General features: G+C 58.0%; 21 protein-coding genes. 12 read left to right on the forward strand and 9 right to left on the reverse strand.

Annotation, left to right across the window (positions count from 1 at the left end; translation table 11 throughout):
- Nucleotides 1–73 precede the first annotated feature (73 nt).
- The 3 genes from sfsA to radC all read left to right on the forward strand — a co-directional run bounded on the left by sfsA (nucleotide 74) and on the right by radC (nucleotide 2,457).
- Nucleotides 74–787: a DNA/RNA nuclease SfsA gene (gene sfsA / locus G502_RS0104185; protein ID WP_022727407.1), complete on the forward strand. Its 714-nt coding sequence runs from the start codon at nucleotides 74–76 to the stop codon at nucleotides 785–787.
- A gap of 147 nt (nucleotides 788–934) precedes the next feature.
- Nucleotides 935–1,750 (forward strand): type I methionyl aminopeptidase, encoded by an 816-nt coding sequence (map, locus tag G502_RS0104190; RefSeq protein ID WP_155957786.1) that lies wholly within the window; start codon nucleotides 935–937, stop codon nucleotides 1,748–1,750.
- Nucleotides 1,751–1,767: 17 nt separating this feature from the next.
- Complete coding sequence (gene radC / locus G502_RS0104195) at nucleotides 1,768–2,457, forward strand: RadC family protein (RefSeq protein WP_022727409.1); 690 nt, start codon at nucleotides 1,768–1,770, stop codon at nucleotides 2,455–2,457.
- Between the two features lie 28 nt (nucleotides 2,458–2,485).
- On the opposite strand, the gene hemN is transcribed toward radC, so the two are convergent.
- The 3 genes from hemN to aspS all read right to left on the reverse strand — a co-directional run bounded on the left by hemN (nucleotide 2,486) and on the right by aspS (nucleotide 6,287).
- Nucleotides 2,486–3,832, reverse strand: a complete 1,347-nt coding sequence (gene hemN / locus G502_RS0104200; protein ID WP_022727410.1) for an oxygen-independent coproporphyrinogen III oxidase — start codon at nucleotides 3,830–3,832, stop codon at nucleotides 2,486–2,488.
- A 180-nt stretch (nucleotides 3,833–4,012) separates the two neighbouring features.
- Complete coding sequence (locus G502_RS0104205) at nucleotides 4,013–4,399, reverse strand: hypothetical protein (protein WP_211217792.1); 387 nt, start codon at nucleotides 4,397–4,399, stop codon at nucleotides 4,013–4,015.
- Between the two features lie 100 nt (nucleotides 4,400–4,499).
- Nucleotides 4,500–6,287: an aspartate--tRNA ligase gene (gene aspS / locus G502_RS0104210; RefSeq protein ID WP_022727412.1), complete on the reverse strand. Its 1,788-nt coding sequence runs from the start codon at nucleotides 6,285–6,287 to the stop codon at nucleotides 4,500–4,502.
- A gap of 133 nt (nucleotides 6,288–6,420) precedes the next feature.
- On the opposite strand from aspS, the gene rnd reads away from it, so the two are divergent.
- Nucleotides 6,421–7,578, forward strand: coding sequence for a ribonuclease D (gene rnd / locus G502_RS0104215; protein ID WP_022727413.1), 1,158 nt, complete (start codon nucleotides 6,421–6,423; stop codon nucleotides 7,576–7,578).
- Nucleotides 7,579–7,716: 138 nt separating this feature from the next.
- The gene (locus tag G502_RS0104220; protein WP_022727414.1) at nucleotides 7,717–8,307 is read left to right on the forward strand and encodes a hypothetical protein; all 591 of its coding nucleotides are present in this window, start codon (nucleotides 7,717–7,719) and stop codon (nucleotides 8,305–8,307) included.
- A 43-nt stretch (nucleotides 8,308–8,350) separates the two neighbouring features.
- Here G502_RS0104220 and G502_RS0104225 read toward each other — a convergent pair whose 3' ends face one another.
- Together G502_RS0104225 and G502_RS18600 are read right to left on the reverse strand one after the other, a co-directional pair.
- The gene (locus G502_RS0104225; RefSeq protein ID WP_022727415.1) at nucleotides 8,351–9,865 is read right to left on the reverse strand and encodes a Ppx/GppA family phosphatase; all 1,515 of its coding nucleotides are present in this window, start codon (nucleotides 9,863–9,865) and stop codon (nucleotides 8,351–8,353) included.
- Nucleotides 9,866–9,911: 46 nt separating this feature from the next.
- Nucleotides 9,912–12,068 carry an RNA degradosome polyphosphate kinase gene (locus tag G502_RS18600; protein WP_040487667.1) on the reverse strand — a complete coding sequence of 719 codons (2,157 nt, stop codon included), beginning with the start codon at nucleotides 12,066–12,068 and terminating at the stop codon, nucleotides 9,912–9,914.
- A gap of 163 nt (nucleotides 12,069–12,231) precedes the next feature.
- On the opposite strand from G502_RS18600, the gene G502_RS0104235 reads away from it, so the two are divergent.
- Nucleotides 12,232–12,759, forward strand: a complete 528-nt coding sequence (locus G502_RS0104235) for a SixA phosphatase family protein (RefSeq protein ID WP_026989050.1) — start codon at nucleotides 12,232–12,234, stop codon at nucleotides 12,757–12,759.
- 2 nt (nucleotides 12,760–12,761) lie between these two features.
- Here G502_RS0104235 and G502_RS0104240 read toward each other — a convergent pair whose 3' ends face one another.
- Both G502_RS0104240 and mnmA read right to left on the reverse strand, forming a co-directional pair.
- Nucleotides 12,762–14,330 carry a CYTH and CHAD domain-containing protein gene (locus tag G502_RS0104240; protein ID WP_022727418.1) on the reverse strand — a complete coding sequence of 523 codons (1,569 nt, stop codon included), beginning with the start codon at nucleotides 14,328–14,330 and terminating at the stop codon, nucleotides 12,762–12,764.
- A gap of 165 nt (nucleotides 14,331–14,495) precedes the next feature.
- Nucleotides 14,496–15,647, reverse strand: a complete 1,152-nt coding sequence (mnmA, locus tag G502_RS0104245) for a tRNA 2-thiouridine(34) synthase MnmA (RefSeq protein ID WP_022727419.1) — start codon at nucleotides 15,645–15,647, stop codon at nucleotides 14,496–14,498.
- Nucleotides 15,648–15,914: 267 nt separating this feature from the next.
- On the opposite strand from mnmA, the gene G502_RS18605 reads away from it, so the two are divergent.
- From G502_RS18605 to G502_RS0104270, 5 genes are read left to right on the forward strand one after another with little or no spacing between them, the layout of a single operon-like run.
- The gene (locus tag G502_RS18605) at nucleotides 15,915–16,703 is read left to right on the forward strand and encodes a MotA/TolQ/ExbB proton channel family protein (RefSeq protein WP_022727420.1); all 789 of its coding nucleotides are present in this window, start codon (nucleotides 15,915–15,917) and stop codon (nucleotides 16,701–16,703) included.
- Nucleotides 16,669–17,091 (forward strand): ExbD/TolR family protein, encoded by a 423-nt coding sequence (locus tag G502_RS0104255; RefSeq protein ID WP_022727421.1) that lies wholly within the window; start codon nucleotides 16,669–16,671, stop codon nucleotides 17,089–17,091. The genes G502_RS18605 and G502_RS0104255 overlap by 35 nt, the downstream gene beginning before the upstream one ends.
- A gap of 5 nt (nucleotides 17,092–17,096) precedes the next feature.
- On the forward strand, nucleotides 17,097–17,504 hold the full coding sequence (locus G502_RS0104260) for an ExbD/TolR family protein (protein WP_022727422.1): 408 nt from the start codon (nucleotides 17,097–17,099) through the stop codon (nucleotides 17,502–17,504).
- Nucleotides 17,504–18,670: an energy transducer TonB family protein gene (locus G502_RS21315; RefSeq protein ID WP_022727423.1), complete on the forward strand. Its 1,167-nt coding sequence runs from the start codon at nucleotides 17,504–17,506 to the stop codon at nucleotides 18,668–18,670. The genes G502_RS0104260 and G502_RS21315 overlap by 1 nt, the downstream gene beginning before the upstream one ends.
- A gap of 55 nt (nucleotides 18,671–18,725) precedes the next feature.
- Nucleotides 18,726–19,223, forward strand: coding sequence for a hypothetical protein (locus G502_RS0104270; protein ID WP_022727424.1), 498 nt, complete (start codon nucleotides 18,726–18,728; stop codon nucleotides 19,221–19,223).
- A 24-nt stretch (nucleotides 19,224–19,247) separates the two neighbouring features.
- Here G502_RS0104270 and G502_RS0104275 read toward each other — a convergent pair whose 3' ends face one another.
- Together G502_RS0104275 and G502_RS0104280 are read right to left on the reverse strand one after the other, a co-directional pair.
- The gene (locus G502_RS0104275) at nucleotides 19,248–19,955 is read right to left on the reverse strand and encodes an alpha/beta fold hydrolase (protein WP_022727425.1); all 708 of its coding nucleotides are present in this window, start codon (nucleotides 19,953–19,955) and stop codon (nucleotides 19,248–19,250) included.
- Nucleotides 19,952–20,464 (reverse strand): hydrolase, encoded by a 513-nt coding sequence (locus G502_RS0104280; RefSeq protein WP_245560707.1) that lies wholly within the window; start codon nucleotides 20,462–20,464, stop codon nucleotides 19,952–19,954. The genes G502_RS0104275 and G502_RS0104280 overlap by 4 nt, the downstream gene beginning before the upstream one ends.
- Before the next feature lie 265 nt (nucleotides 20,465–20,729).
- Here G502_RS0104280 and G502_RS0104285 point away from each other — a divergent pair, with 265 nt between their 5' ends.
- Nucleotides 20,730–22,235, forward strand: coding sequence for a DEAD/DEAH box helicase (locus G502_RS0104285; RefSeq protein WP_022727427.1), 1,506 nt, complete (start codon nucleotides 20,730–20,732; stop codon nucleotides 22,233–22,235).
- The last annotated feature ends 27 nt before the right edge of the window (nucleotides 22,236–22,262 follow it).

The raw sequence follows: 22,262 nt of genomic DNA on the forward strand, positions 1-22,262 counted from the left end.
CGTCCTAAAAGTGCAAGCGCTACAGGAGCGCAGCTGTGAAAAATCATCATTCCATCTAAAATAAGCGATATAAATGAAATTCACTAATAAATTGCATAAAGCCCGCTTGCTGCGTCGTTACAAGCGCTTTCTTGCCGACGTTGTCCTGGAAGGCCATGATGAAACGACCGTCGTACACTGCCCGAACCCGGGATCGATGATGGGCTTGGATGCGCCCGATTCCCCAGTTTGGCTTTCCTGGAACGACAGCGGAAAACGGAAGCATCCCTACACTTGGGAAATCTCGAAAGCCGATGGTGACCTGGTTGGAATCAATACGAACCTACCCAACCGGCTGGTGGCTGAAGCCCTTGAAGCAAGAAGGATTCCCGAGCTCGCAGCCTATGAAGAACTTCGCCGCGAGGTGCGTTATGGCGAGAAGAGTCGTGTGGATTTCCTCTTGCAGTCTGAAACGCTTCCCGATTGCTATCTTGAGGTCAAGAATGTGCATCTGATGCGTTCGAAGGGACTTGCCGAATTTCCGGATTCTGTAACGGCACGGGGCAATCGTCACCTCCACGAGCTCATGCAAATGGTGGCAAATGGGCACCGCGCCGTGATGCTGTTCGTTATACAGCGCATGGACTGCACGCGCTTCTGCCCGGCAACTGATATTGATCCGGTCTATGCCGACAGCTTCCTGAAGGCCCTGGAAGCAGGAGTCGAGGTTCTCTGCTATGACTGTGAAATCACGCCAGAGGAGATCTCCCTGAGGCAACCCTTGCCTCTTGCTCCATGGTTCGGCTGAGCGAAGCAAGTTATTGGGTAAAATCCAGGCTGAACTTGAACTGCGCCCCAAAAGGCGCAAAGTTAGACAGACTTTGGAAACAAGCGTGATTGCCGAAACCCACTCGGCCCCAACCGGATTCAGGAAACAATGCAGCAGGACGACTCAATGCTTGCTCAACGCGAGCAACGACGGATCACCATACATCCGGCAGAAGACTTCGAGGGCATGCGTCGTGCGGGCAAACTGGCCGCCGAAACACTCGACTACATAACGCCCTATGTGAAGCCTGGCGTGACCACTGGCGAACTGGATCGACTCTGCCACGATTTCATAGTGGAGAACGGTGCCACGCCTGCGCCACTCAATTACAAGGGCTTTCCGAAATCGGTCTGCACTTCAATCAATCACGTGGTCTGCCACGGCATCCCCTCGGAAGAGCGCAAACTTCGCGACGGAGACATCATGAACATCGATGTCACCGTCATCCTGGATGGTTGGCATGGCGATACCAGTCGGATGTTCCTGATCGGCGACAAGGTGCCGGTCAAGGCACGCAAACTGGTCGAGATCACCTACGAGGCCATGATGCGCGGGATCGCTGTCGTAAAGCCAGGGGCGACACTGGGGGACATCGGACACGCCATCCAGAGCTACGTAGAAGAGAACCGCTATTCGGTGGTCCGCGATTTCTGCGGTCATGGCCTAGGAACTGTCTTTCATGAAGCCCCCAGCGTTCTGCATTATGGCAAACCGGGTGAAGGCGTCGTGCTGCAGGAGGGCATGTTCTTTACCATCGAGCCCATGGTGAATACGGGACGCTATGACGTGAAGATACTGGAGGACGGCTGGACCGCCGTTACCCGCGACCGCTCTCTCTCCGCCCAGTTCGAGCATTCCCTGGGAGTCACCGCGGGCGGGCATGAAGTCTTTACCTACTCGCCAAAGGGCTGGACCGCTCCACCCTATGTCGACGTGCCCTGAGCTGCCGCTGAAAGCCCGTGAGCGGTCTGCCAGCGGATAACGGCCAAAGCGGCCATCGCCAGCGCTTGCGCGAGAGGTTTCTCGAGCGCGGCAGCACTGCGCTCGCAGACTACGAAATCCTGGAAATGCTGCTCTTCGCGGCAAAGACACGCGGCGACACGAAGCCGCTGGCCAAGGCTCTTATCCGGGAATTCGGATCCTTGGGCGCCGTGCTCAATGCGCCAGCCGAACAGCTGCAGAAGGTGCCGTATATGGGCGCCTCGGGTACCGCGACCGTCAAGGTGGTCACCGAAGCCGCCCAGCGGCTGGCCCGTGAGGAAGCACACGAGCAACCCGTCATCTCCTCTTGGGACAAGCTGTTGACCTATTGTCACCTTCAGCTTTCACACGAAAAGGTCGAGAACTTCCACCTGCTGTTCCTCGACCGCAAGAACAAGCTAATCGCCGACGAGCGTCAGCAGCGCGGGACCGTGGATCACACACCCGTCTATCCGCGCGAAGTGGTCAAACGCGCTCTGGAATTGGGAGCTTCAGCCCTGATTCTGGTCCACAACCATCCCAGCGGAGATCCCACACCCTCCCAGGCCGATATCGAGATGACCAAACAGATCCGTACGGCCGCCGGGCACCTGGGCATAGAAATCCACGATCACATCATCATCAGCCGCCAGGGCCACAGCAGCTTCCGCAGCCTCGGGCTGATGTGACGCGCACATAGCCGCATCACTCACTTGCTTATACGGCACGACTGAAAGTGCGGTTGGAAGCTTCAAGATAGGCGTCGAAGGCGGAGGCAACATTCCGCACCAGATAATGGCTGTCCTCGGGCAACGTAATCACGGTACCCTCAATTTCGATCAGCCCATCAGCTGTAAGCTCCTGGAGTTGGGATGTGCTCTGGATCAGCCCATCCACATCTCCGCCATGGAGATTACACACCTGCCCAAGGTCCACTTGAAAATCGCACATCAAGCGCTCGATGATCTCTGCCCGCAGTCGGTCATCCTCTGTCAGCTCCAGTCCTTTCGTTGTGGCGAACTGTCCCTGCCTGATGCGTTCTGCATAGCGACCCAGCACAACTTCGTTCTGCACATAGCCTTGCTCCAGGCGGCCGATTGCTGAGGCCCCCAAGCCTATCAGGACATCGCTGGCATCGGTCGTATAGCCCTGGAAGTTGCGATGAAGCGCGCCCTGCCGCTGAGCCTGGGCCATTGGATCATCCGGAAGTGCATAGTGATCGATGCCAATTTCCTCATAGCCGGCTTCCAGCAAGGTTTTTCTGATGGCATCGGCCTGCGCCAGGCGCTCTTCGGTATCGGCAAGTGCAGACTCGTCGATCTTGCGCTGGTGCTTCTTGAAATCCGGGACATGAGCATAGCCAAAGACGGCGAAGCGATCGGGATGCAGTTCCAGACATTGATGGACGGTCAGGATGCAGGATTCAGGCGTTTGATGCGGCAGGCCGTAGATCAGGTCAAAGTTCACACCTGCGACACCCGCCGCTCTCAGCCCCTCTGTCACGGCAGCAACCTGATTATAATCCTGAACACGGTTTATGGATTTCTGGACCAAAGGATCCAAGGTCTGCACTCCAAGGCTGGCCCGTGTCACGCCAGCGTTCCCCAAAGCCATTATCATCTCGCCCGTCAGCCTGCGGGGATCGATCTCGATTGCAATTTCTGCATTCTCAGTGAAGCTGAATCGCTGCCGGATCAGATCCATCAGCCCATGGAATTCCTCGGGTGACATGATAGTGGGCGTACCACCGCCAAAGTGCAGATGATTGACGGTCAGGGGGCGTGCTAGCTGGCTTGCCACCAGATCGATCTCATCGCGCAAGACCGCCAGGTAATCGATAATCTTCTCATCCTGACGCGTGATTGTCGTATGGCAGCCGCAATACCAGCACATGGAGCGGCAGAAGGGAATGTGCAGATAGAGGGACGCCGTCTGACTGTTGCTCAGGGAGGAGAGCCAGCCCGCATAGCTTTCCTGTGTGACGGCAGAGGTGAAGTGGGGCGCCGTCGGATAGCTGGTATAGCGCGGCAATCTGGCATTTATGTAACGGGCAACGGTATCCATGTCCGGTGATCACTCGCAAAGGCATCGTTATAAGGGCGGCAGCAAAGGTCACGTTTGTGAAACGCGCCCCCATCCTTTACACGCGTGTCCGCTTTGTCTTTGCGCGAGATCAACTTTCCACCGATCACCCTAATTTTCCAGGGACACGGTGGACGCGTCGGTTCAAGACCGGTGCCTGCCCTAAGGCAGTTCCACGGTTATTTCTTCACCGCCAAAGCCATGAACGCTGTCCCGAGCTCGGATCGTAACCTCTGAAATCCCGTCTGGAATCTCGACGTTCGGGAGGCTGCGTATGAAGGGCTGCTCTTCCACATGAGGATGAGCCAGCTCACGCGTTGCGATCACATCACCGTCCGGTCCCAGAACTTCCCAGGCATCGGCATAATGGTCCCAGCCTTCGTCCGCATGCTGCACAGTGACATTGAAGCGATAGCCCTTGCCCGATCGTTCGACCTGAACCTCAAGCACATCAGCTTCGCCAGCCAAGCTCATGTCCGGCTGGACAACGCCCCCTGCGATCAAGGTTGCGCTTGCCACAAAGAAAGCGGTCACTCTTCTACTGGACATTTCCGGAACTCCCTTTTCTGGCTCGGACTCGACCTATACGACCAAGCTAGGTCAGATCGCGTCGTCAACAAACCGGAAATTCGGAAACTCCAGCGCGCACTCAGGATGCAGCCGGTTTCGGCGGCAAGACCTGACGCAAGTGCAATTCCTTCAACCGTTCCTGAGGCACCTCTGCAGGCGCCCCCATCATCAGGTCCTCGGCCCGCTGGTTCATCGGGAAGGCGATGACCTCGCGGATATTTGGCTCATCTGCCAACAGCATGACGATACGGTCGATGCCCGGGGCCGATCCGCCGTGCGGCGGCGCACCGTAACGCAGGGCATTGAAGAGCCCGGAGAAGCGCTCTTCCACCTCGTTGCCTTCATAACCGGCAATCTGGAAAGCCTTGATCATCACGTCCGGCAAGTGGTTCCGGATCGCGCCCGAGGACAGTTCGACACCATTGCAGACAATGTCATACTGGAAAGCCTTGATATCCAGCGGATCCTCGTTCTCCAACGCCTCCAGGCCGCCCTGCGGCATGGAGAAGGGATTGTGCGAGAATTCAATCTGGCCGGTTTCCTCGTCCTGTTCGTACATCGGGAAATCGACAATCCAGCAGAAGCGGAATTCACCCTGCTGAATCAGATCAAGTTCCTGGCCCACACGAGTTCGCGCCTGTCCGGCAAAGGCGGCGAACTTCTTGGGAACACCAGCCACAAAGAAGACAGCGTCCCCGTCCTTCAGCTCAAGCTGCGAGCGAATGGCTTCGGTGCGCTCAGAACCGATGTTCTTGGCGACAGGTCCTGCCCCCTCGCCATCACGGAAGAAGATATACCCAAGACCGGGCTGGCCCTCGCCCTGCGCCCAGGAGTTCATGCGGTCACAGAAGGCGCGGCTGCCGCCGCCAGGTGCTGGAATGGCCCAGACCTCGACCTTGGGATCCTTCTCGATCATCCCGGCAAATATCTTGAAACCGGAATCGCGGAAGGCGTCGGTCACTTCCTGCATTTCGATCGGGTTGCGCAGATCCGGCTTGTCGGAACCGTACTTCCGCATTGCCTCGAAATAGGGAATGCGCGGGAACGGCGCCTGTGTGACCTTGCGCCCGTTGGCAAATTCGTCGAATACACCCTGCAGCACAGGCTCGATGGCAGCGAAGACATCATCCTGGGTGACGAAACTCATCTCGAAATCGAGCTGATAGAACTCGCCGGGCGAACGGTCGGCGCGGCTATCCTCGTCTCGGAAACAGGGTGCAATCTGGAAGTAACGTTCGAACCCGGCCACCATAAGCAACTGCTTGAACATCTGCGGCGCCTGGGGCAGCGCATAGAACTTTCCGGGATGCAGCCGGCTCGGCACCAGATAGTCGCGCGCGCCTTCGGGACTTGAAGCCGTCAGAATCGGGGTCTGGAACTCATGAAAACCCTGTTCCACCATGCGGCGGCGAATGGAATCGATCACCTGGCTGCGCAGTATGATCTTGCGCTGCATCTTTTCGCGCCTCAGGTCCAGATAGCGATAGCGCAGACGGAACTCTTCGCCCGCATCCTCATCGGAGTTGACCTGTAGCGGCACCTGTTCGGCCTGGGACTGCACCTCAAAGCTCTCGATGCGAACCTCGACCTCTCCTGTCGGCAGGTTGGGATTGATCGTTTCGTCCGAGCGGCGAACCACGGTCCCGGTGACGGTCACCACCGATTCCAGGCGCACGGCCTCGACCTGCGGAAAAATCTCGGCCGAGACATCAATCACACACTGGCTCAAGCCAAAGTGGTCCCGAAGGTCGACAAAGAGCAACTGGCCGTGGTCGCGCTTGCGATGGACCCAACCGGACAGACGGACCTGTGTTCCGGCATCAGACGCGCGAATCTGGCCACAGCTATGCGTACGATAGGGATGCATGGAGTATTTTCTTTCCGTCTTAGAATTGGCGGCGGCAAGAGGCAACGAAGCAGGCAGTTTGTCAAGATGCGAAGCCCTGATGCATCGCAATTGAAAGCTTTTCCGCAAACGCCTGTCAGGCTATATCACGCCTATGCGTATCATCACGGACACTTCCAGTCTCGAGGCTTTCTGCAACACTCAGGAAAGCAGCGACTATATCACCATCGACACGGAATTCATGCGGGATACCAGCTACTGGCCCAAACTCTGCCTGATCCAGGTGGGGGGTGCGGATGAAGCCGTCATCATAGATCCCCTCAGTGAGGGGCTCGATCTTGAACCGCTCTATGCCCTGCTTAGAAACCCCAATGTCACGAAGGTCTTCCATGCTGCCCGACAAGACCTTGAAATCTTCTACCAGAGGATGGGCAGTGTCCCTGCCCCGGTTTTCGACACCCAGGTGGCCGCCATGGTCTGCGGTTTCGGCGATCAGGTCAGTTACGAAAAGCTTGTTGCCGCCCTGACTTCGGAATCCATCGACAAGGGGGCGCGCTTTACCGACTGGAGCCGCCGTCCTCTGGGGCAGAAGCAGTTGTCCTATGCCCTGGCAGACGTCACGCATCTGCGTGACGTTTATCAAAAGCTGCGCCGGCGTCTTGAAAAGAACGGGCGGGAAAGCTGGCTGGGCGACGAGATGGCCGTCCTGGCCGACCCGGAAACCTATCAGAACGACCCCGACAAGGCGTGGCAGCGCCTGAAATCCCGATCACGGGACCGGCGTTATCTGGCGGTCATGCGCGCGCTTGCAACCTGGCGCGAGAAGGAAGCCCAGTCCCGGGATGTACCCCGAAGCCGCATCCTGAAGGATGAACAGATCTATGATCTGGCCTCGAATCGACCGACCGCCATCGATGGCCTGGCACGTGCCAGGGGAATTTCCGCGGACATGGCCAAGGGCCGTATTGGACGCGAGATCCTCAAGATCATTGAGGAAACGACCAGTCTTCCAAAGAATCAGTTGCCCACGGCTGCCGACCAGGATGACAGCAACCGCGATGAAGCTTCTCCGGCCCTTATCGAACTGATGAAGGTGCTCTTGAAAGCCAAATGCGAAGAGCACGAGATTGCACAGAAACTCCTGGCCAACGTCAGCGACCTTGAGCAGATCGCATTGGATGACAATGCTGACGTACCCGCTCTGAAAGGCTGGCGAAGGGAGATTTTCGGTCACTACGCACTGGAATTGAAACAGGGCAGGATTGCCCTGACGGCAGATGACAGATCCGTGAAGGTGCTCTCACTCGACTGAGTCGATGATCACCCCTTTCTCCCCTATGTAGCCTTGAGGCATGGGGTCTCCAGGCCAGTCATGGTTGATGCGCGAGGAAGCCAACAGGTACAAGTGTTGCGTATCGAATAATGCGACATCAACCCGGGAGCGTCCCGTATGGAAACGTCAGCCACACCTTCTGAAGCAATCTTCCACGTACGCGCAATCTTCGGTGTGGTGATCGGGCTCAGCATCGCCCACTTGCTTGGCGGGTTGGCACGTCTGGTTCAACACCCGGGCAGCAAGAGAGTCTATTCCGTTCATCTGGGTTGGGTGGCGTTTCTCTTCACCTCGGTCATCCATTTCTGGTGGTTTGAATTCGGTCTATCCTACGTCGAGGAATGGACCTTCCAGCATTACCTCTTCATCATATCCTATGCCGCACTGTTCTATTTCACCTGCGCAATACTCTTCCCTGATCGAATGGACGAGTATTCCAGTTATGCCGCCTATTTCCACTCGCGGCAAAAGTGGTTCTATGGGCTTCTGGCAAGCCTATTTGCCATAGATGTGGCCGACACCCTGTGGAAAGGCCTCGACCACCTGCAGGCCCTGGGAACCGAGTACCTTGTACGGCAGGCATCAATGTTTGCTGCTGCTGTGGTTGCAATGTTCGTGGCCAATCGCCGATTCCACCTGGTCCTGGTGATGGTCATGCTGGCTTTCCAGTTCTACTGGATCCTGACCCGGTACAAGATTTTGGGATGACAAGGACGTCACCCACGGATGACGGACAGCGGCGGAAAACCTCTCAGGCCTGCTGGATGTCAGACCTGGAAATCTTCAATGCAGAGGCCAGCGATGACAGGCGTTTTTCGATCATCTGACCTGGCGGAACCGCAGCATCGGCAGGAATCTTCAGGACAAGACAGTCCTCTTCTGGCTTCAGCGCCGTGACCTCCAACATCTGCGGATCTCCGCCGGACAGGGTATAGGCAAGACGCAACGCCCGGCCCAGCGCATCGGCCATGCGGACCCGCTCCTCGGAAAGCAGTTGGCGGGTATAATGCAGGATGCTGGCATTCCTGTTGCCGCCATAGCGGCTATAGAGCGCACGCCCAATGAACGCCCGTTCAAAATGTTCGATGCAGAGTTCCTGGGCGCGAAGCACCCGCAAGAGTACATGTTCCGCGCGATAGTCTGGATGATAGCGCCAACCAACATCGGACAGATGGCAGGCCCCAAGGCACAGCCTTTCTGCTTCCTCATCCCGCTCTGGAAAAAGGGGCAAACACCAGGCCGCAATCTGCCCTCCCAGATCTCCGAAACGGGCTTCTCTGGTGCCCCAATCTGCCGCCGCAGACAGCAGGGGATCGCTGTCACGCACTTCCGGTTCCAGCTGGTTGTGAACCCAGCCCTCACGCAGACCATAGGCCGAGAAAACAATACGCTTTGGCCGTGCCAATTCGATGATTCTCCGCATCAGCATGGCGGCACAGGGCAGCGTTTCGATGCGTCGCTTGTTGACGCCTGTCATGGACGCCAGCGAGCGCTTGCCAAGATGACTGACCAGACCCGTCAGTTCCAATGCCTCTTCCCGATCCATGGAATAGCCATGGATCATGTGCAGGGGATAGTGTGTCTGCTCCATGTGAATGCGCGCCAGGGCGCGCCAGGCCCCGCCTACGGCGTAGAAGTCCCGCTCCTCCAGTTCGGACAGCCAAGCCTGGCCGGAAAGCTGCCGATTGATAAGCGCCTGGATCTTCGCCCGATCATCCCCGGCTGCATCCATCAGGCGCAGGGGGCCCAAAGGCAGGGTTGCCCAGGCCTCTCCGGCCCCCTCGCCCAGCGCCACCACCTCAAGGCTACCGCCCCCAAGGTCGCCCATAAAACCCCGTGCACTGGGTTGTCCGGACAGGACGCCTTCCGCTGACAGCCGGGATTCCTCGGCACCTGTCAGGACACGAACAGGCAAGCCGCAGAGACTTTCGACTTCCTGAACAAAAGAGGGACCATTGGATGCATCACGCACAGCGGCCGTGGCCAGCAAATCGAGTCGTTGCAGCTTCATGGCCCGAGCCAGCCCCACGAACCGTCGAAGTGTGTTGAGTGCGAGTTGCACGCCCTCGGGGTTCAATTGATCACTGCCTTCCAGTCCGCGTCCCAGGCCACAGAGTATCTTTTCGTTGAACAGGGGAACGGGAACGCGCTTGAGGCCGTCAAAGACCACGAGACGTACGGAATTGGAGCCTATATCGACAACGCCCACACGGCCAGGAGCTGTATCAAGGTCAGGTTCAGGAGCCAGGCCATGGCTGGCAGTCATGGAGGCTTCTGCTAGGCCGTCTGCATGCGCAGGCATGTGGAAGTCGCTATTTCTCGTTGATGATCAAACTGGCGCCAGGTTTGCGCGATTTCTTGAGTGCACTGCCTCGCCCCGACAAGCTTGGATTGGTCATGAAAAAGGCCTGGGCACTGAAATCATCCTCGCTTGCCTGCTTTCTACGGTAATCGCCGTTTGGCTGCATGATCCAGCTCTGCGTCTCGTCCTTCAGGTTGGCCACCATCACCTGGCCCATGACCTGTTCATGTACCGTGGGATTCTCGATGGGCACAAGTGTTTCCACTCTTCGGTTCAAATTGCGCGGCATCCAGTCGGCCGACGATATGAATACCTGGGCATGCGAAGACGGCAGTTGATACCCGTTCCCGAAACACAGAATACGCGAATGCTCGAGGAAACGTCCTATAATCGACTTCACGCGAATGTTCTCGCTCAAACCAGGAATGCCGGGCCTCAGGCAACAGACGCCACGTACTACGAGGTCGATCTGGACACCCGCCTGGGAGGCTTCGTAGAGCTTGTCGATGATGCCACCGTCCACAAGGGAATTCATTTTTGCCCAGATTGCAGCGGGTTTGCCCTCTTTCGCGAAGTCAATCTCGCGATCGATATAGGTTGCCAGGGTCTCGCGAAGGTTGACTGGCGCTACCGCCAGTTTTTCCAGTTCGCCAGGGTTGGCGTAACCGGTCATGAAGTTGAACAGGCGCGCCGCATCGCGACAAAGTGCTGGATCCGCTGTGAAGAAGCTGAGGTCGGTATAGATCTTGGCCGTGATCGGATGATAGTTGCCGGTCCCGAAGTGAACGTAGGATCGCAGGCCACCGCCTTCGCGACGGACGATCAGGGAAACCTTGGCATGGGTCTTCAGCGTGATGAAGCCATAGATCACCTGGACACCCGAGCGCTCCAGGTTTCGCGCCCAACGAATGTTGCGCTCCTCATCGAAACGCGCCTTAAGTTCCACCAGGGCCGTGACGGATTTACCAGCTTCGGCCGCCTCAGCCAGTGCCTTGACGACGGGTGAGTCCTCAGAAGTGCGATAAAGCGTCTGCTTGATTGCCACAACGTTCGGATCGGCAGCCGCCTGGCGAATGAACTGCACAACCACATCGAAGGATTCATAGGGATGATGGACGATGATGTCCTTTGCCTGGATCGCCTTGAAACAGTCCCCGTCATAGTCACGGATGCGTTCGGGAAAGCGAGCTGTATAGGGCGCAAACAGCAAGTCCGGGCGCTCATCCGTCAGCAACTGGGATGTATCCGCCAAGCCCAGCAGACCGCTCAACTGGAACAAATCGTCCGGCGAGGCCTCCAGTTCCGATACGATAAACTCGCGCAGGTCATTCGGCATTCCCTGATCCACGGTCAGGCGGATGATCGAGCCCCGACGGCGGCGTTTCAGTGCAGACTCGAACACGCGCACCAGATCCTCGGCCTCTTCCTCGATTTCCACATCGCTGTCGCGGATGACACGGAAGACACCGGCCTGCTTCACTTCCATGCCCGGGAAGAGATGATGCAGGTGCAGGCGCACAATCTGCTCGATCCGTACAAACCGCAATGTCTTGCCCGGTAGACGTACGAAACGCTCACTCTGTGGTGGCATCAGGATCAAGCCGGTCATCGGCTCTTCCGCCTCTTTCCGAATGAGGCGCAGAACCATCGCGAAGCCAAGGTTCGGAACGAATGGGAAAGGATGCGCCGGATCGATGGCAATGGGGGTCAGTACGGGAAACAGCTGCCGGCTGAAATAGTCAGTCAGCCAATCACGGTCACGTTCCGTCAATTCCTCCCGGGACAAGACTTGGATGTGCTCCTCGCGCAGAGCATCCTTCAATTCCATCCAGCATGTCTGCTGACGATGCATCAGCTTCTGCGTACGTGCATTGATGGCGGCAAGCTGCTGTGCAGGTGTCCATCCCTCCTGGCTGAGACTTTTCACGCCGGCGCCCACCTGTCCCTTCAGGCCGGCAACGCGCACCATGTAGAACTCATCTAGATTGCTGGACGAAATCGACAGAAAGCGGAGGCGTTCCATAAGAGGATGCTTCGTGTTGAAGGCCTCGTCCAGGACACGCTCGTTGAAGGCCAGCCATGAGAGTTCTCGATTGATGAAGCGTTCGGGAGACTCCGCGTCCGGCCAGTCTTCTGGCGTGGCCTGTGCGCGCTCGGCTTCTCGGATTTCTTCCTTGCTGGCGGATGTCTGGCTTTCCGTCACGCCCTTCTCGCTTTCAGCTTTGTCCAAAGCGTTTCACTATCGGATTTATAGCAACCTTTGACTACAGTAAGATAACAGATCGCAGAGATAGCGCACCTCCACCAACGATTTGGATAAAGCCTTCACTTTGAAGCAGCTCCTCGTTCTTCGGCATGCCAAGTCAAGTTGGGACAACCCCGAACTGGGCGATATCGAGCGTCCATTGACCAAGCGCGGCCGCCGGAACGCGCACGCCATGGGCCGCGCCTTGCATGAGCGTGGCCTCGCGGCTGACCGGGTTTATTGCTCCGATGCCCAACGCACGCGCGAAACCTGGTCCTTGCTGGCACCGGAATGGTTCGGAGACAAGACCATTCCGTTCACGGTCACCAGAGCCCTCTACATGGCATCCGCCGACGCATTGCTACAGTTCTGCAAGGCAGCGGATGAACAGGCGCAGCGCGTGATGCTGATCGGGCACAATCCTGGACTCCATGAGCTCTGCCTCAGACTTTGCAGCACGGCACAGCAGCCGGAGGATATCACGCATCTGTCCCGCAAGCTGCCAACCGCTGCCTTTGTGCTGCTAAGCTTTCCGGAAACCCCGTGGTCCCTGCTGCAGGAAGGAACGGGCCGCCTGGAATTGTTCCTCAAGCCGCGCGATGTTCAGGACTAATGTCACAACCTCCAGAAGGGGGATTGCTTTTCCAACTGCTTCCAGATCGTCACGAAGTCCTGCAGATCACGTTCAATCAGCCCGGCCTGCCAGCCCTGTACGAGACCACCAGCATAGGAAGGCGCATGTCCTGATGTTTCCAGCTCACCGAGTAGCCTTCGACCTGTCACAGCATCATTGAGCGTTCCAAGACTGTCCTGCAAGGACACAAGACAAGACGAATAGGCCTTTACCTGCTTACGCGGATAGAGCGAGCGATAGAACTCGATCGCATAACGCAGCTTCTTCCCGGCAATGCGAATCTCGTGAAGATCTTCCTCCTTCATGGCTGCATGGTTCCGGGCAAGCTTGCGCAACTTCTTGAGACGCTTGTCCAACACATCCTTGCTGAAAGTCCGGACCTTCATCTGGCTATCGCCAGTCGCCCAATCCCCGCTTTCCAGAAACAGCTGGAGCTGCAGGATCAAGATCAGGAAACGCGAGTCCTGCAAACTGCCTCGAGCTCGGCTGTAGGCCCTGGTCCGGCGCCGTTGTGCCTGGTTGCGCAATCGGCCCAGTCCATCCATCGCTTCCCGTGGCACCCTTTTCCGCAGCGAAGTCAGCGTTTCGTCCATGAAGACATCCCATTCGCGTGCTGGTCCCAGTTCCTGCTGTAACCAGCGCAATTCACCCGCAAACCAGCTATAGGTCCCGGCAGGCAACAAGGGTTCATGGATCTTGAAGAGAGCACGCAAGCGACGAACGGAGACACGCAGCTGATGCAGGGCCTGGGGGCTGCCCTTCTCCAACACGGCCGCCACATTGCCCAGCAAGTGGGACATCCCCGCCCCGGCGAGCTGTTCGAAGGCTTCGCGCACGGTAGCTTTCTTGTTCAGGGCAGGTTTACTGCCGAAATCAGGTTTCAAGCTGTTACCCGTCTGGGCGAGAGCGTATCCGCGTTGGGCCTTGGTACGTGTTTCCAGAGAGAAGGGTTCGATCTCTGCCAGTTGAAGCGCCAATGTCAGGAGGTCTGAAACCCGACCTGATTTAAGCTCCAGTTCGGCCTCGCAAAGGGAGTCAACTTGGTCTGCGCTTCTGATCTCACCCTCGTCAATTGAGAGTTCGATCTCACTTTCACCCTCTACCAGCAAGCGGCTGTAGCGATGGAAATCGGTTGTGAAAATTGGCTCCAGCCTCGCGAAGAGCCCTTCGCCCTCGAGAGCACTCCGCAAGCCGGAATCGTCGATACGCCCAAGCTCGGGCTGGTCTCCTTCGATCAGCCCCTCGAATTCCAGGTAACTATGCAGGGGGCCGTCCCCTGCCTTATCCTTGGTCCTCCCCTTGCTGCCAAGAAGATGGGCATACTCCGATTTCAGGATCTTGAGTGTCTGCCGTCGTTCTGTGCCACTGCGGCGGATACGCAAAGCAGCTGAGAGTTCCCTTAAACGGCCTTCCGGACTGTCAAAATAACTGTTGGCCAAACGCTCGCTGAGTGCTCTTCCACGAACCTTCTCGGCAATGGCAGGATGTTGCCTCAACCGCCGCACTGCATCAGGCGTAAGGCGCAGTTTGAGTTCGCGTTCCAGAGGCATGACGGGAAAATCCTACGGAAAAAAAGCAGAGACTTGTAACAAAGCTGAAATATTTCAGCTTCTTACCAATAGTCAGCCCGATCTGCTGTCCCTGTCAACTGGCAGGCCCTGGCATTCCAGATTGAGCGGCCTGACGGGTATCAATTGACCCGAGCCTGGAGGGTGTCAGGCAACCTGACGTGCAGCTTCCAGGTTGCGCAGTTCCGCAGCTTCGATCCAGCCGCCGCCCAGAACCCGATCTCCCTGATAGAAGACCGCAGCCTGTCCAGGTGAAACACCGTACTGTGGGCTGTCGAGCCAGACCTCGCAACGCTTCCCGTCACCTGCAGCTGTCACGCGGACACGGCCCGGAACGGCTTCCTGGGCCGAACGCAGCTTGACTTCCACGCGCATGCCCTCTGTGTCGGATGGCACGGACCCCAGCCAGTTGGCTTCGCGTAGATGTACCAGGTCTCGCGCCAGCGCAGCCTTCGGCCCCACGACGACGCGATGTGTCTCGGGCTCCAGGCGCACGACAAAGAGTGGCCCCTCAAGACCGCCTATCCCGAGGCCACGCCGCTGTCCCACGGTGTAGTGGATGATGCCATTGTGCTGCCCAAGGACACGGCCATCCAAATCCACGATCTCGCCCGATTCCACAGAACCGGGGCGCAGCTTTTCCACCACCTGTGCATAGGAGCCATTGGGCACGAAACAGATATCCTGGCTGTCCGGCTTTTCCGCAACAGGCAGCGAAAAGCGCTCGGCCAATGCGCGGGTCTCGCTCTTCGGAAGATCGCCCAGCGGGAAGCGCAGGAAATCAAGCTGCTCCTGCGTGGTGGCAAAGAGGAAATAACTCTGGTCCCGGCTGTGGTCGACAGCGCGGTGCATCTCGGCCCCGTCCTTGCCTTCCTTGCGCTGCACGTAGTGGCCCGTGGCCAGGGCATCGGCGCCCAGGTCGCTGGCAGTCTGTAGCAGGTCACGGAACTTCACGGTCTGGTTACACCGCACGCAAGGGATCGGCGTTTCCCCGTTCAGGTAGCTATCGGCAAACTCGTCGATGACCGATTCACGAAAGCGGCTTTCGTAATCCAGCACATAGTGCGGGATTCCCAGACTGTCGGCGACCTGCCGTGCGTCATAGATATCCTGACCTGCACAGCAGGCCCCCTTCCGCTCCACGGCCATTCCATGGTCATAGAGCTGCAGCGTGATGCCAATGACCTCATACCCCGCCTCGTGCAGAAGCGCCGCGGTTACGGAACTGTCAACACCACCAGACATGGCGACCACGATCCGTGTGTCGCCCGGAGCCTTGTCGAAACCCAGTGAATTCATAATGCCGTGAATATAGAGGACAGCGATACGAGTGCAACAACAGCGTTTCCGCATCAGAAATGACGTCCATGCAAGGCTCGCATTTCGTTGGTGTAGAAAGTCTGTCTCGCACGTTCCCACGGTAGTGAAGCTATGAGGCTAGGGACAGCTATAGGAATAGTGACTATCATTCTCGTTGAAAATGCGTCGCATATCTAATAATAACCTCCATTCACGATGCTTCGCTCCAGGTAGCGCCTTTCCGCATGCCCTCTAAGGATTATCGCAATGGACGGCGACAATTACGTTCAGACAGACGCACTTCCAATGCCAGACCCGGAAACAGGGCGTCTGCTGATGGAAGAAGAGGGCAGCTTTCTCTCTTCCTTCACTGAGCTTGGAGAAATCCTGAGTGCCGGCGGACCTGTTGTCGCAATTTTGCTCGTCCTCTCGGTCGTGGCATTCAGTGTCATTCTGCTGAAGTTCTATCAATTCCAGCGGCTGCACCTCTCTCGCACACGTCCCCTGGATGATGCGCTCAATCAATACCTTAACGGCAATACCGCTGCTGCAATGCGCCTGCTGGATGCCTCCAGGCACCCGGCTGCAGCTCCCCTGCAAGCCGCCATCCGCGGCATGAACCGCGCCGACCTTTCACAACAGCTCATCCGTGAGGAAGTGGAACGTATCGCTGGCGAAAAGCTGAACGCACTGCGCGCACATCTACGCATCCTCGAGGTGACCGGCAGTCTCAGTCCCCTGCTCGGTCTCTTCGGTACAGTGCTGGGCATGATCGCCTCCTTCCAGCAACTGGAACTGGCCGGAAACCAGGTGAATCCCTCGGTCCTTTCAGGCGGCATCTGGGAGGCCCTGCTGACCACAGCTGTGGGCCTGGCCGTTGCGATTCCTGCCATTCTCGCACTCAGCTGGTTCGAGCGCCGGGTCGATCACTGCACCCATGTCATCGAAAGCAGTGTCACCCGCGTATTCACCAGCGCCTTCTATTCAGTCGAAAGCAGTCATGAGTCCAGACAGTTCCACGATGTCTCCCGGGCGAGGCTTCAGCCTGCGGAATAAGACAGAGAAAAGGTCAGCTGTCCGACTGGTACGCCTGACCCCTCTGATCGATATCGTCTTCATCCTCCTGGTTTTCTTCATGCTGGCCTCCAGTTTCATGGATTGGCGCAGTATCGCCCTGGGCACGCCATCCGCTCAGAGCGCGGCCGGCAACAGCATGGAAGGTGCCATGCTGTTGCGCGTGCATGAGGACGGCCAGGTGGACCTTTCAGGGCGCCGCATGTCCGTGGAAGAGCTTGGCGCGGCCCTCAGTGCAGATCTGCAACAGGACCCTGATCGGCGCATCCTGGTGCGCCCCATGCGCCAGGTCCCTCTGCAGCAGACCGTGCGGGTCCTGGACGAGATCTCGGCTGCGGGGGGCCACAACATAGCCCTGTCGGAACGATAGACGCCATGCGCATCTCCTCACCCAGACCTCGCAGCATCGACAGTGAAGCCGGCGTCCTGCCGCTGATCAACATTGTCTTCCTGCTGCTGATCTTCTTCATGCTGGCCGGACAGCTGTCGGCAAGTGATCCACTGGCTGTCGAACCGCCCGAAAGTCTCAGTGAATCGCTTCCCAAGGATCAGACCCTGACACTCTTTATTTCGGAAGATGGCCAAATGGTCATCGAGGATACCGAGGTCGCACTGGAACAGCTGGAGGAAGAAATCTCTGCCCGCCTTTCGCGGAAGGTGGCAGCCGATCTGGAAGTGAAAGCAGACAACAGCCTTGATTCGGCCCGGCTGGTCCAGGTCATGAGTCGCCTTCGGCAGGCCGGGGTTGAGCAGGTTACGCTTCTAACGAACAGCAGGCGCTGATGCAGATAAAGCCGCGCCATTGGGTTCTGGCCCTGGCACTTGCCCTTGCGCTTCACCTCGCATTCTTCCTGCTCTCAGGTCTGCAGCAGGATAACCAGACCAGTCTCGCCGGCGGTGGGACGCAAATCTCGCTTGATCTTGCCGGAGACGGCCAGACCGCCGCAGAGAACATTCAGGAAGCCGCGGTCCAATCCACCAACAACGCCGTCACACCAGAGAACACCACCGAGGCAAGTGAAGCCGTCCCGGAAGACGTTCAGGTTGAGGAAGACAACCCGGAAGCCATGGCTGAGGCAAGTGACGTCACGGAATCTCAATCCGAGACCCCGCCCCCAGAGGAAGTCCAGACGTCCGCGCCTCCCGAAGAAACGCTACAACAGGCGCAAGCTCAGGAGGAGGCTATAACGGCCACGCCTGAAGAGCAGGCGGAAGTTAGCGAACCTAGAGAAATCGCAGAGGCAGCCGAAGTCGCAGAGGCGGCTGCAGAGGCAGCCGACGTAAGTGATACAGTTGCAGCCACAGAGCAGGAAACGCGCACTGCCAGTGAGCCGGAGACCGCGACAGCGCAGGCCGTCTCCAGCGAACAGGAGCAAGAGGCGCAAGAGGACAGACCTGAGGAACCTGTTGCGAGAAGCCGCCCTGAACAGCCGCCCCCTCGGAAGCCTCAAGACCAGCAAATGGCCCGCAAGCCAACCCGGGAGGAACGCAATGACCCTCCCGCAACAGAACCGGAATCCTCGACTGAAGAGAGCCAGGATACCGAAGGCGCCCAGGAAGAAGAGCAGGCCGCCTTGGGGAACAGTGGTGCCGGCGCATCTGAAACAAGCTCAACCGGACAGACAGAGAACCCGGGAACAGGAGACGCCAGAACCGCCGATGCGCTGCAACGATATCTCGGCGAACTCGGCCTCTGGCTCGAGCGTCACAAGGACTACCCGCGCGCCGCGCGTCAACGGCGTCAGGAAGGCACGGCCATCCTGCGCTTCGTGATCAATCAGGTAGGCCGCGTACTGGAATATTCGATAGAGCAGAGCGCGGGCCACAGCCTTCTGGACCGTGAAGTTGAGGCCATGATCGAGCGGGCACAGCCATTGCCGGAGCCGCCCGATGAAATCGACCGGGAGCGTATGGAATTTCGTGTGCCGCTGGCCTTCAAACTGCGGTGAAGATCAAGTCAACCGAACAACTCTCACAACAACACCCTGAACGGAGGCCCCATTCATGAACTGTCCCATCGATGACTCCTCGCGCCTGTCGGATCTGCCGTTCGCAGGACAGTTCCTGATATGGTTCTTGCGCAGCTGGGTTGATGACCAGCGCCACCCAGGGCATGCCAGTGTCAACCTGAAGGATGGCGCCCAGGCCGCAGGACTGTCCGATGCGACCCGTGATCTGGACCGCTTCATGAGGACTCTCGCCGCGTCCGCTCCTGGTGTCATCGTGATCGAACATCCGGACTGCCGGCAATTGAGCAACGATGAGAAGCTCCTGCTTGCAGCCCTCTCCAGTTTACAGGCAGGGCGCATTCATGATTTCGAAGACCTGCTTGCGAGCGTCATACCGCCAGCAGCGGTGCGCATCGCCCGCATGCCGGCGGCCCAGTTCGTTGGCCGCTTCCAGCGCGAAGGTCTGGTGCTGCCAGAATGTGCAACAGAGCCGAGAGAGACTGTATCCCGGCTCACCCTCTGTCCGGACCCCGGCACCATGCGGTTGCAATAGGAGAACTCTGATAGCGCTGTGAATTCAGTCCCTTTCTGTCAGCCAACGACGCAGCTCGGCCGTGGTTTCTTGCGGCTTTTCCATCGGTGGCAGATGGCCACAGTGGTCGAGGATCACCAAGCGTGAGTCCGCGATACCGGCGGCCATCTCGCGGTGCGCTTCAACAGGGGTCAACTGATCCTCACGACCACAGAGCACCAGGGTCCGGCAGGTAATCCGGGCCAGGTCAGGCCGGAAATCCGGGCGATTGAGAATGGCCTGCTGCTGACGAATGAACCCATCACGGCCAATGTTCTCGGCCATGGCCAGGATCCGATCGCAGAGATCCTTGTCTTCAAGGCGATCCTCGTGAACCAGCATGGGCAGAAGCCGCGGTGTCACACCCTTGAAACGGCCCTTGCGCGCCAGTTCCATTAAGCCCTTGCGACGCGAGATCACTTCTTCTTCGTCCAGACAGGCACGCGTATCCATGAGCGCCAGGCGTTCAACGCGATCAGGGGCTTGGCGCATCACTTCCTGTGCGACATATCCCCCCATCGACAACCCGGCGAGCGCAAAGCGTTGCGGCATCATCTCCAGGACCGATTTGGCCATGTCGGAGACATTATCCTGGGTACTGAAGTCCGCCACCCTGATATCGGCAAGATCCGCCAATTCCTGAATCTGGTGGCGCCAGAGGTCGGCGTCCAGCAAAAGGCCGGGCAACAAGGCAAGTGGCGTTCTGTCTGTCATTTGATCATCTTGAGCAGTGAGCGAAAGTCTTCTGTTCCGGCACGTTCGAGCCACTCGAACAGCACCATTTCCTTTGTCACAAGCCGTATGCCTTCCTGGCGCATACGTGTCAGCCCGAGTTCCCTTTGCATAGGATCGCGAGAGCCGCAGGCATCGGCAACCAGGTAAACTTCATAACCCAGGACGCTCAAGTCCAGTGCAGTCTGCAGAACACAGACATGCGTCTCCATGCCGCAGATCAGCACTTGCCTACACTGCAAGTCTGCCAGGACATCCATGAAAGTGGTTTCACGCGCGGCGCTAAACGTCATCTTGCTAACCACGTACGCGTTCGTTGCAGCCTGATGCACTGGCTCAACTGTCGGCCCTAGCCCCTTGGGATATTGTTCGGTGAAGATGCTCGGTACGGACAATTCTGCTGCAGCGCGCAGCAACGTCTTCGTCACATCCTGAACGGCCTGGCTGTCTGCTATGGCTGGCGCCAGACGGTCCTGGACATCCACCACCACAAGGCAGCTCTCCGCCCTGGCCAGGGTTTTTCGTGATAACTCGGAAGAAACCATGGATTTGTTACTTCATGAAACAGAAAGAAAAGTGACAGGGATCAGCAAGAAATTTTCTGCTGTATTTCAGCCACAAGCAAACTATATTCCTCGTTTAGAGCACGGCTATATCAGGCCTCTCTTGACACAGCCACAGAAAACCGTAACGTTTTCGGCGCACTCACCGTATTGAATACGGTGCTGCAATACTTCCCTACAGTTAAGAGTCAACATGTCATTTGAACAGCTTGGACTGAGTTCCGAGACACTCCAGGCCATAAAGGACGCCGGCTACGATCAGCCGACTCCCATCCAGGAGAAAGCCATTCCCTACGTCCTCATGGGACGCGACATCATGGGCGTTGCCCAGACGGGCACCGGCAAGACGGCCGGGTTCACCCTGCCCATGATCGATATTCTGAGCAGCGGCCGGGCGAAGACCCGCATGCCGCGCTCCATCATCCTTGAGCCGACACGGGAACTCGCATCCCAGGTGGCCGACAGCTTCGAAAAGTATGGCAAGAATTCCAAGCTGAGCATGGCGCTGCTGATCGGCGGCGAATCCATGAAGGACCAGCAGAACCTGCTGCAACGCGGCGTCGACGTGCTGATTGCCACGCCTGGGCGGCTGCTGGATCTCTTCGATCGTGGCCAGATCCTGCTGGCGGACACCAAGCTTCTCGTCATCGACGAAGCCGACCGCATGCTGGACATGGGTTTCATCCCGGATGTCGAAAAACTGGTCGGGCTGCTGCCACCGCTGCGCCAGACCCTGTTCTTTTCGGCCACCATGGCCCCGGAAATTCGCAAGCTTTCCGAAAAGTTCCTGAACAACCCCAAGGAAATCAGCGTTGCACCTCCGCCTTCGGCGGCGGCCCTGGTGACCCAGCGCCTGCTGCCCTGCGAGGCCGAACCAAAGAAGAAGCGTGCCGCCCTGCGTGAGCTCCTGAAACAGGAAGCTGACGAGATGCAGAGCGCGCTGATCTTCTCGAACCGCAAGCGCGACGTCGCAACACTCCAGCGTTCGCTCGAGCGGCATGGCCTCAATGCCAAGGCGCTCCACGGCGACATGGCCCAACCGGCACGCATGGAAACCCTCAATGCGTTCAAGAATGGCGAGATACAGATACTCGTCTGTTCCGACGTTGCCGCCCGCGGGCTCGACATACCGGCCGTGAGTCACGTCTTCAATTTCGACGTCCCGACCCATGCAGAGGACTATGTGCATCGAATCGGACGCACAGGACGCGCCGGCCGCAGTGGCAAGGCCTATACCCTTTTCCTGCCGAGCGAGAAGAAGTACCTGGATGCCGTCCAAAAACTGATCGGCTTCGAGATCCAGAAGACCTCCCTTTCAGGCGAAGCACCCTCCAGTGAGAAAGCCAAGGAGGAAGCTCAGCCAGAGGCTGCAAAAACCCGCAGGTCAAGCCAGCGCAAGACATCACAGGCCAAGTCTCGAAAGCCCTCTGGCGGCAAGGTGCAGGACGACGCATCCAAGCCGCAGGCTGAGGACAAAGCAGCGGAAGTCGAAGCGGTTGAAGACAAACCTGTTGAAGAGGAAGCGGAAAAGTCCGCAAAGAGCGGCAAGAAGCCGGCAGCCCAGAAAACCTCTTCGCGTCGAAGCAAGTCGCGCAAGAAGGAACCGGAGCTTCTTGAAAACGACGAGAGCACATCGCCTTTCGGCGAGCACACGCCGGCATTCCTGCTGCGCCCCGTACCCCAGACGGCCAGCGCCTGAACTGCGGATGCGCAAACTGCCCGTGGC

Source organism: Fodinicurvata sediminis DSM 21159 (genome assembly GCF_000420625.1).
Classification (GTDB): domain Bacteria; phylum Pseudomonadota; class Alphaproteobacteria; order Kiloniellales; family DSM-21159; genus Fodinicurvata; species Fodinicurvata sediminis.

What these genes read in the sequence shown, in the direction of transcription:
- rnd (WP_022727413.1), top strand. Translation starts at nt 6,421, where the DNA reads ATGCGTATCATCACGGACACTTCCAGTCTCGAGGCTTTCTGCAACACT.
- G502_RS0104220 (WP_022727414.1), top strand. Translation starts at nt 7,717, where the DNA reads ATGGAAACGTCAGCCACACCTTCTGAAGCAATCTTCCACGTACGCGCA.
- G502_RS21315 (WP_022727423.1), top strand. Translation starts at nt 17,504, where the DNA reads ATGCAGATAAAGCCGCGCCATTGGGTTCTGGCCCTGGCACTTGCCCTT.
- aspS (WP_022727412.1), bottom strand. Translation starts at nt 6,287, where the DNA reads ATGCATCCCTATCGTACGCATAGCTGTGGCCAGATTCGCGCGTCTGAT.
- G502_RS0104225 (WP_022727415.1), bottom strand. Translation starts at nt 9,865, where the DNA reads ATGACTGCCAGCCATGGCCTGGCTCCTGAACCTGACCTTGATACAGCT.
- G502_RS0104260 (WP_022727422.1), top strand. Translation starts at nt 17,097, where the DNA reads ATGCGCATCTCCTCACCCAGACCTCGCAGCATCGACAGTGAAGCCGGC.
- G502_RS0104255 (WP_022727421.1), top strand. Translation starts at nt 16,669, where the DNA reads ATGTCTCCCGGGCGAGGCTTCAGCCTGCGGAATAAGACAGAGAAAAGG.
- G502_RS0104205 (WP_211217792.1), bottom strand. Translation starts at nt 4,399, where the DNA reads ATGTCCAGTAGAAGAGTGACCGCTTTCTTTGTGGCAAGCGCAACCTTG.
- G502_RS0104285 (WP_022727427.1), top strand. Translation starts at nt 20,730, where the DNA reads ATGTCATTTGAACAGCTTGGACTGAGTTCCGAGACACTCCAGGCCATA.
- map (WP_155957786.1), top strand. Translation starts at nt 935, where the DNA reads ATGCTTGCTCAACGCGAGCAACGACGGATCACCATACATCCGGCAGAA.
- G502_RS0104275 (WP_022727425.1), bottom strand. Translation starts at nt 19,955, where the DNA reads ATGACAGACAGAACGCCACTTGCCTTGTTGCCCGGCCTTTTGCTGGAC.
- sfsA (WP_022727407.1), top strand. Translation starts at nt 74, where the DNA reads ATGAAATTCACTAATAAATTGCATAAAGCCCGCTTGCTGCGTCGTTAC.
- G502_RS18605 (WP_022727420.1), top strand. Translation starts at nt 15,915, where the DNA reads ATGGACGGCGACAATTACGTTCAGACAGACGCACTTCCAATGCCAGAC.
- G502_RS0104240 (WP_022727418.1), bottom strand. Translation starts at nt 14,330, where the DNA reads ATGCCTCTGGAACGCGAACTCAAACTGCGCCTTACGCCTGATGCAGTG.
- hemN (WP_022727410.1), bottom strand. Translation starts at nt 3,832, where the DNA reads ATGGATACCGTTGCCCGTTACATAAATGCCAGATTGCCGCGCTATACC.
- mnmA (WP_022727419.1), bottom strand. Translation starts at nt 15,647, where the DNA reads ATGAATTCACTGGGTTTCGACAAGGCTCCGGGCGACACACGGATCGTG.
- G502_RS0104270 (WP_022727424.1), top strand. Translation starts at nt 18,726, where the DNA reads ATGAACTGTCCCATCGATGACTCCTCGCGCCTGTCGGATCTGCCGTTC.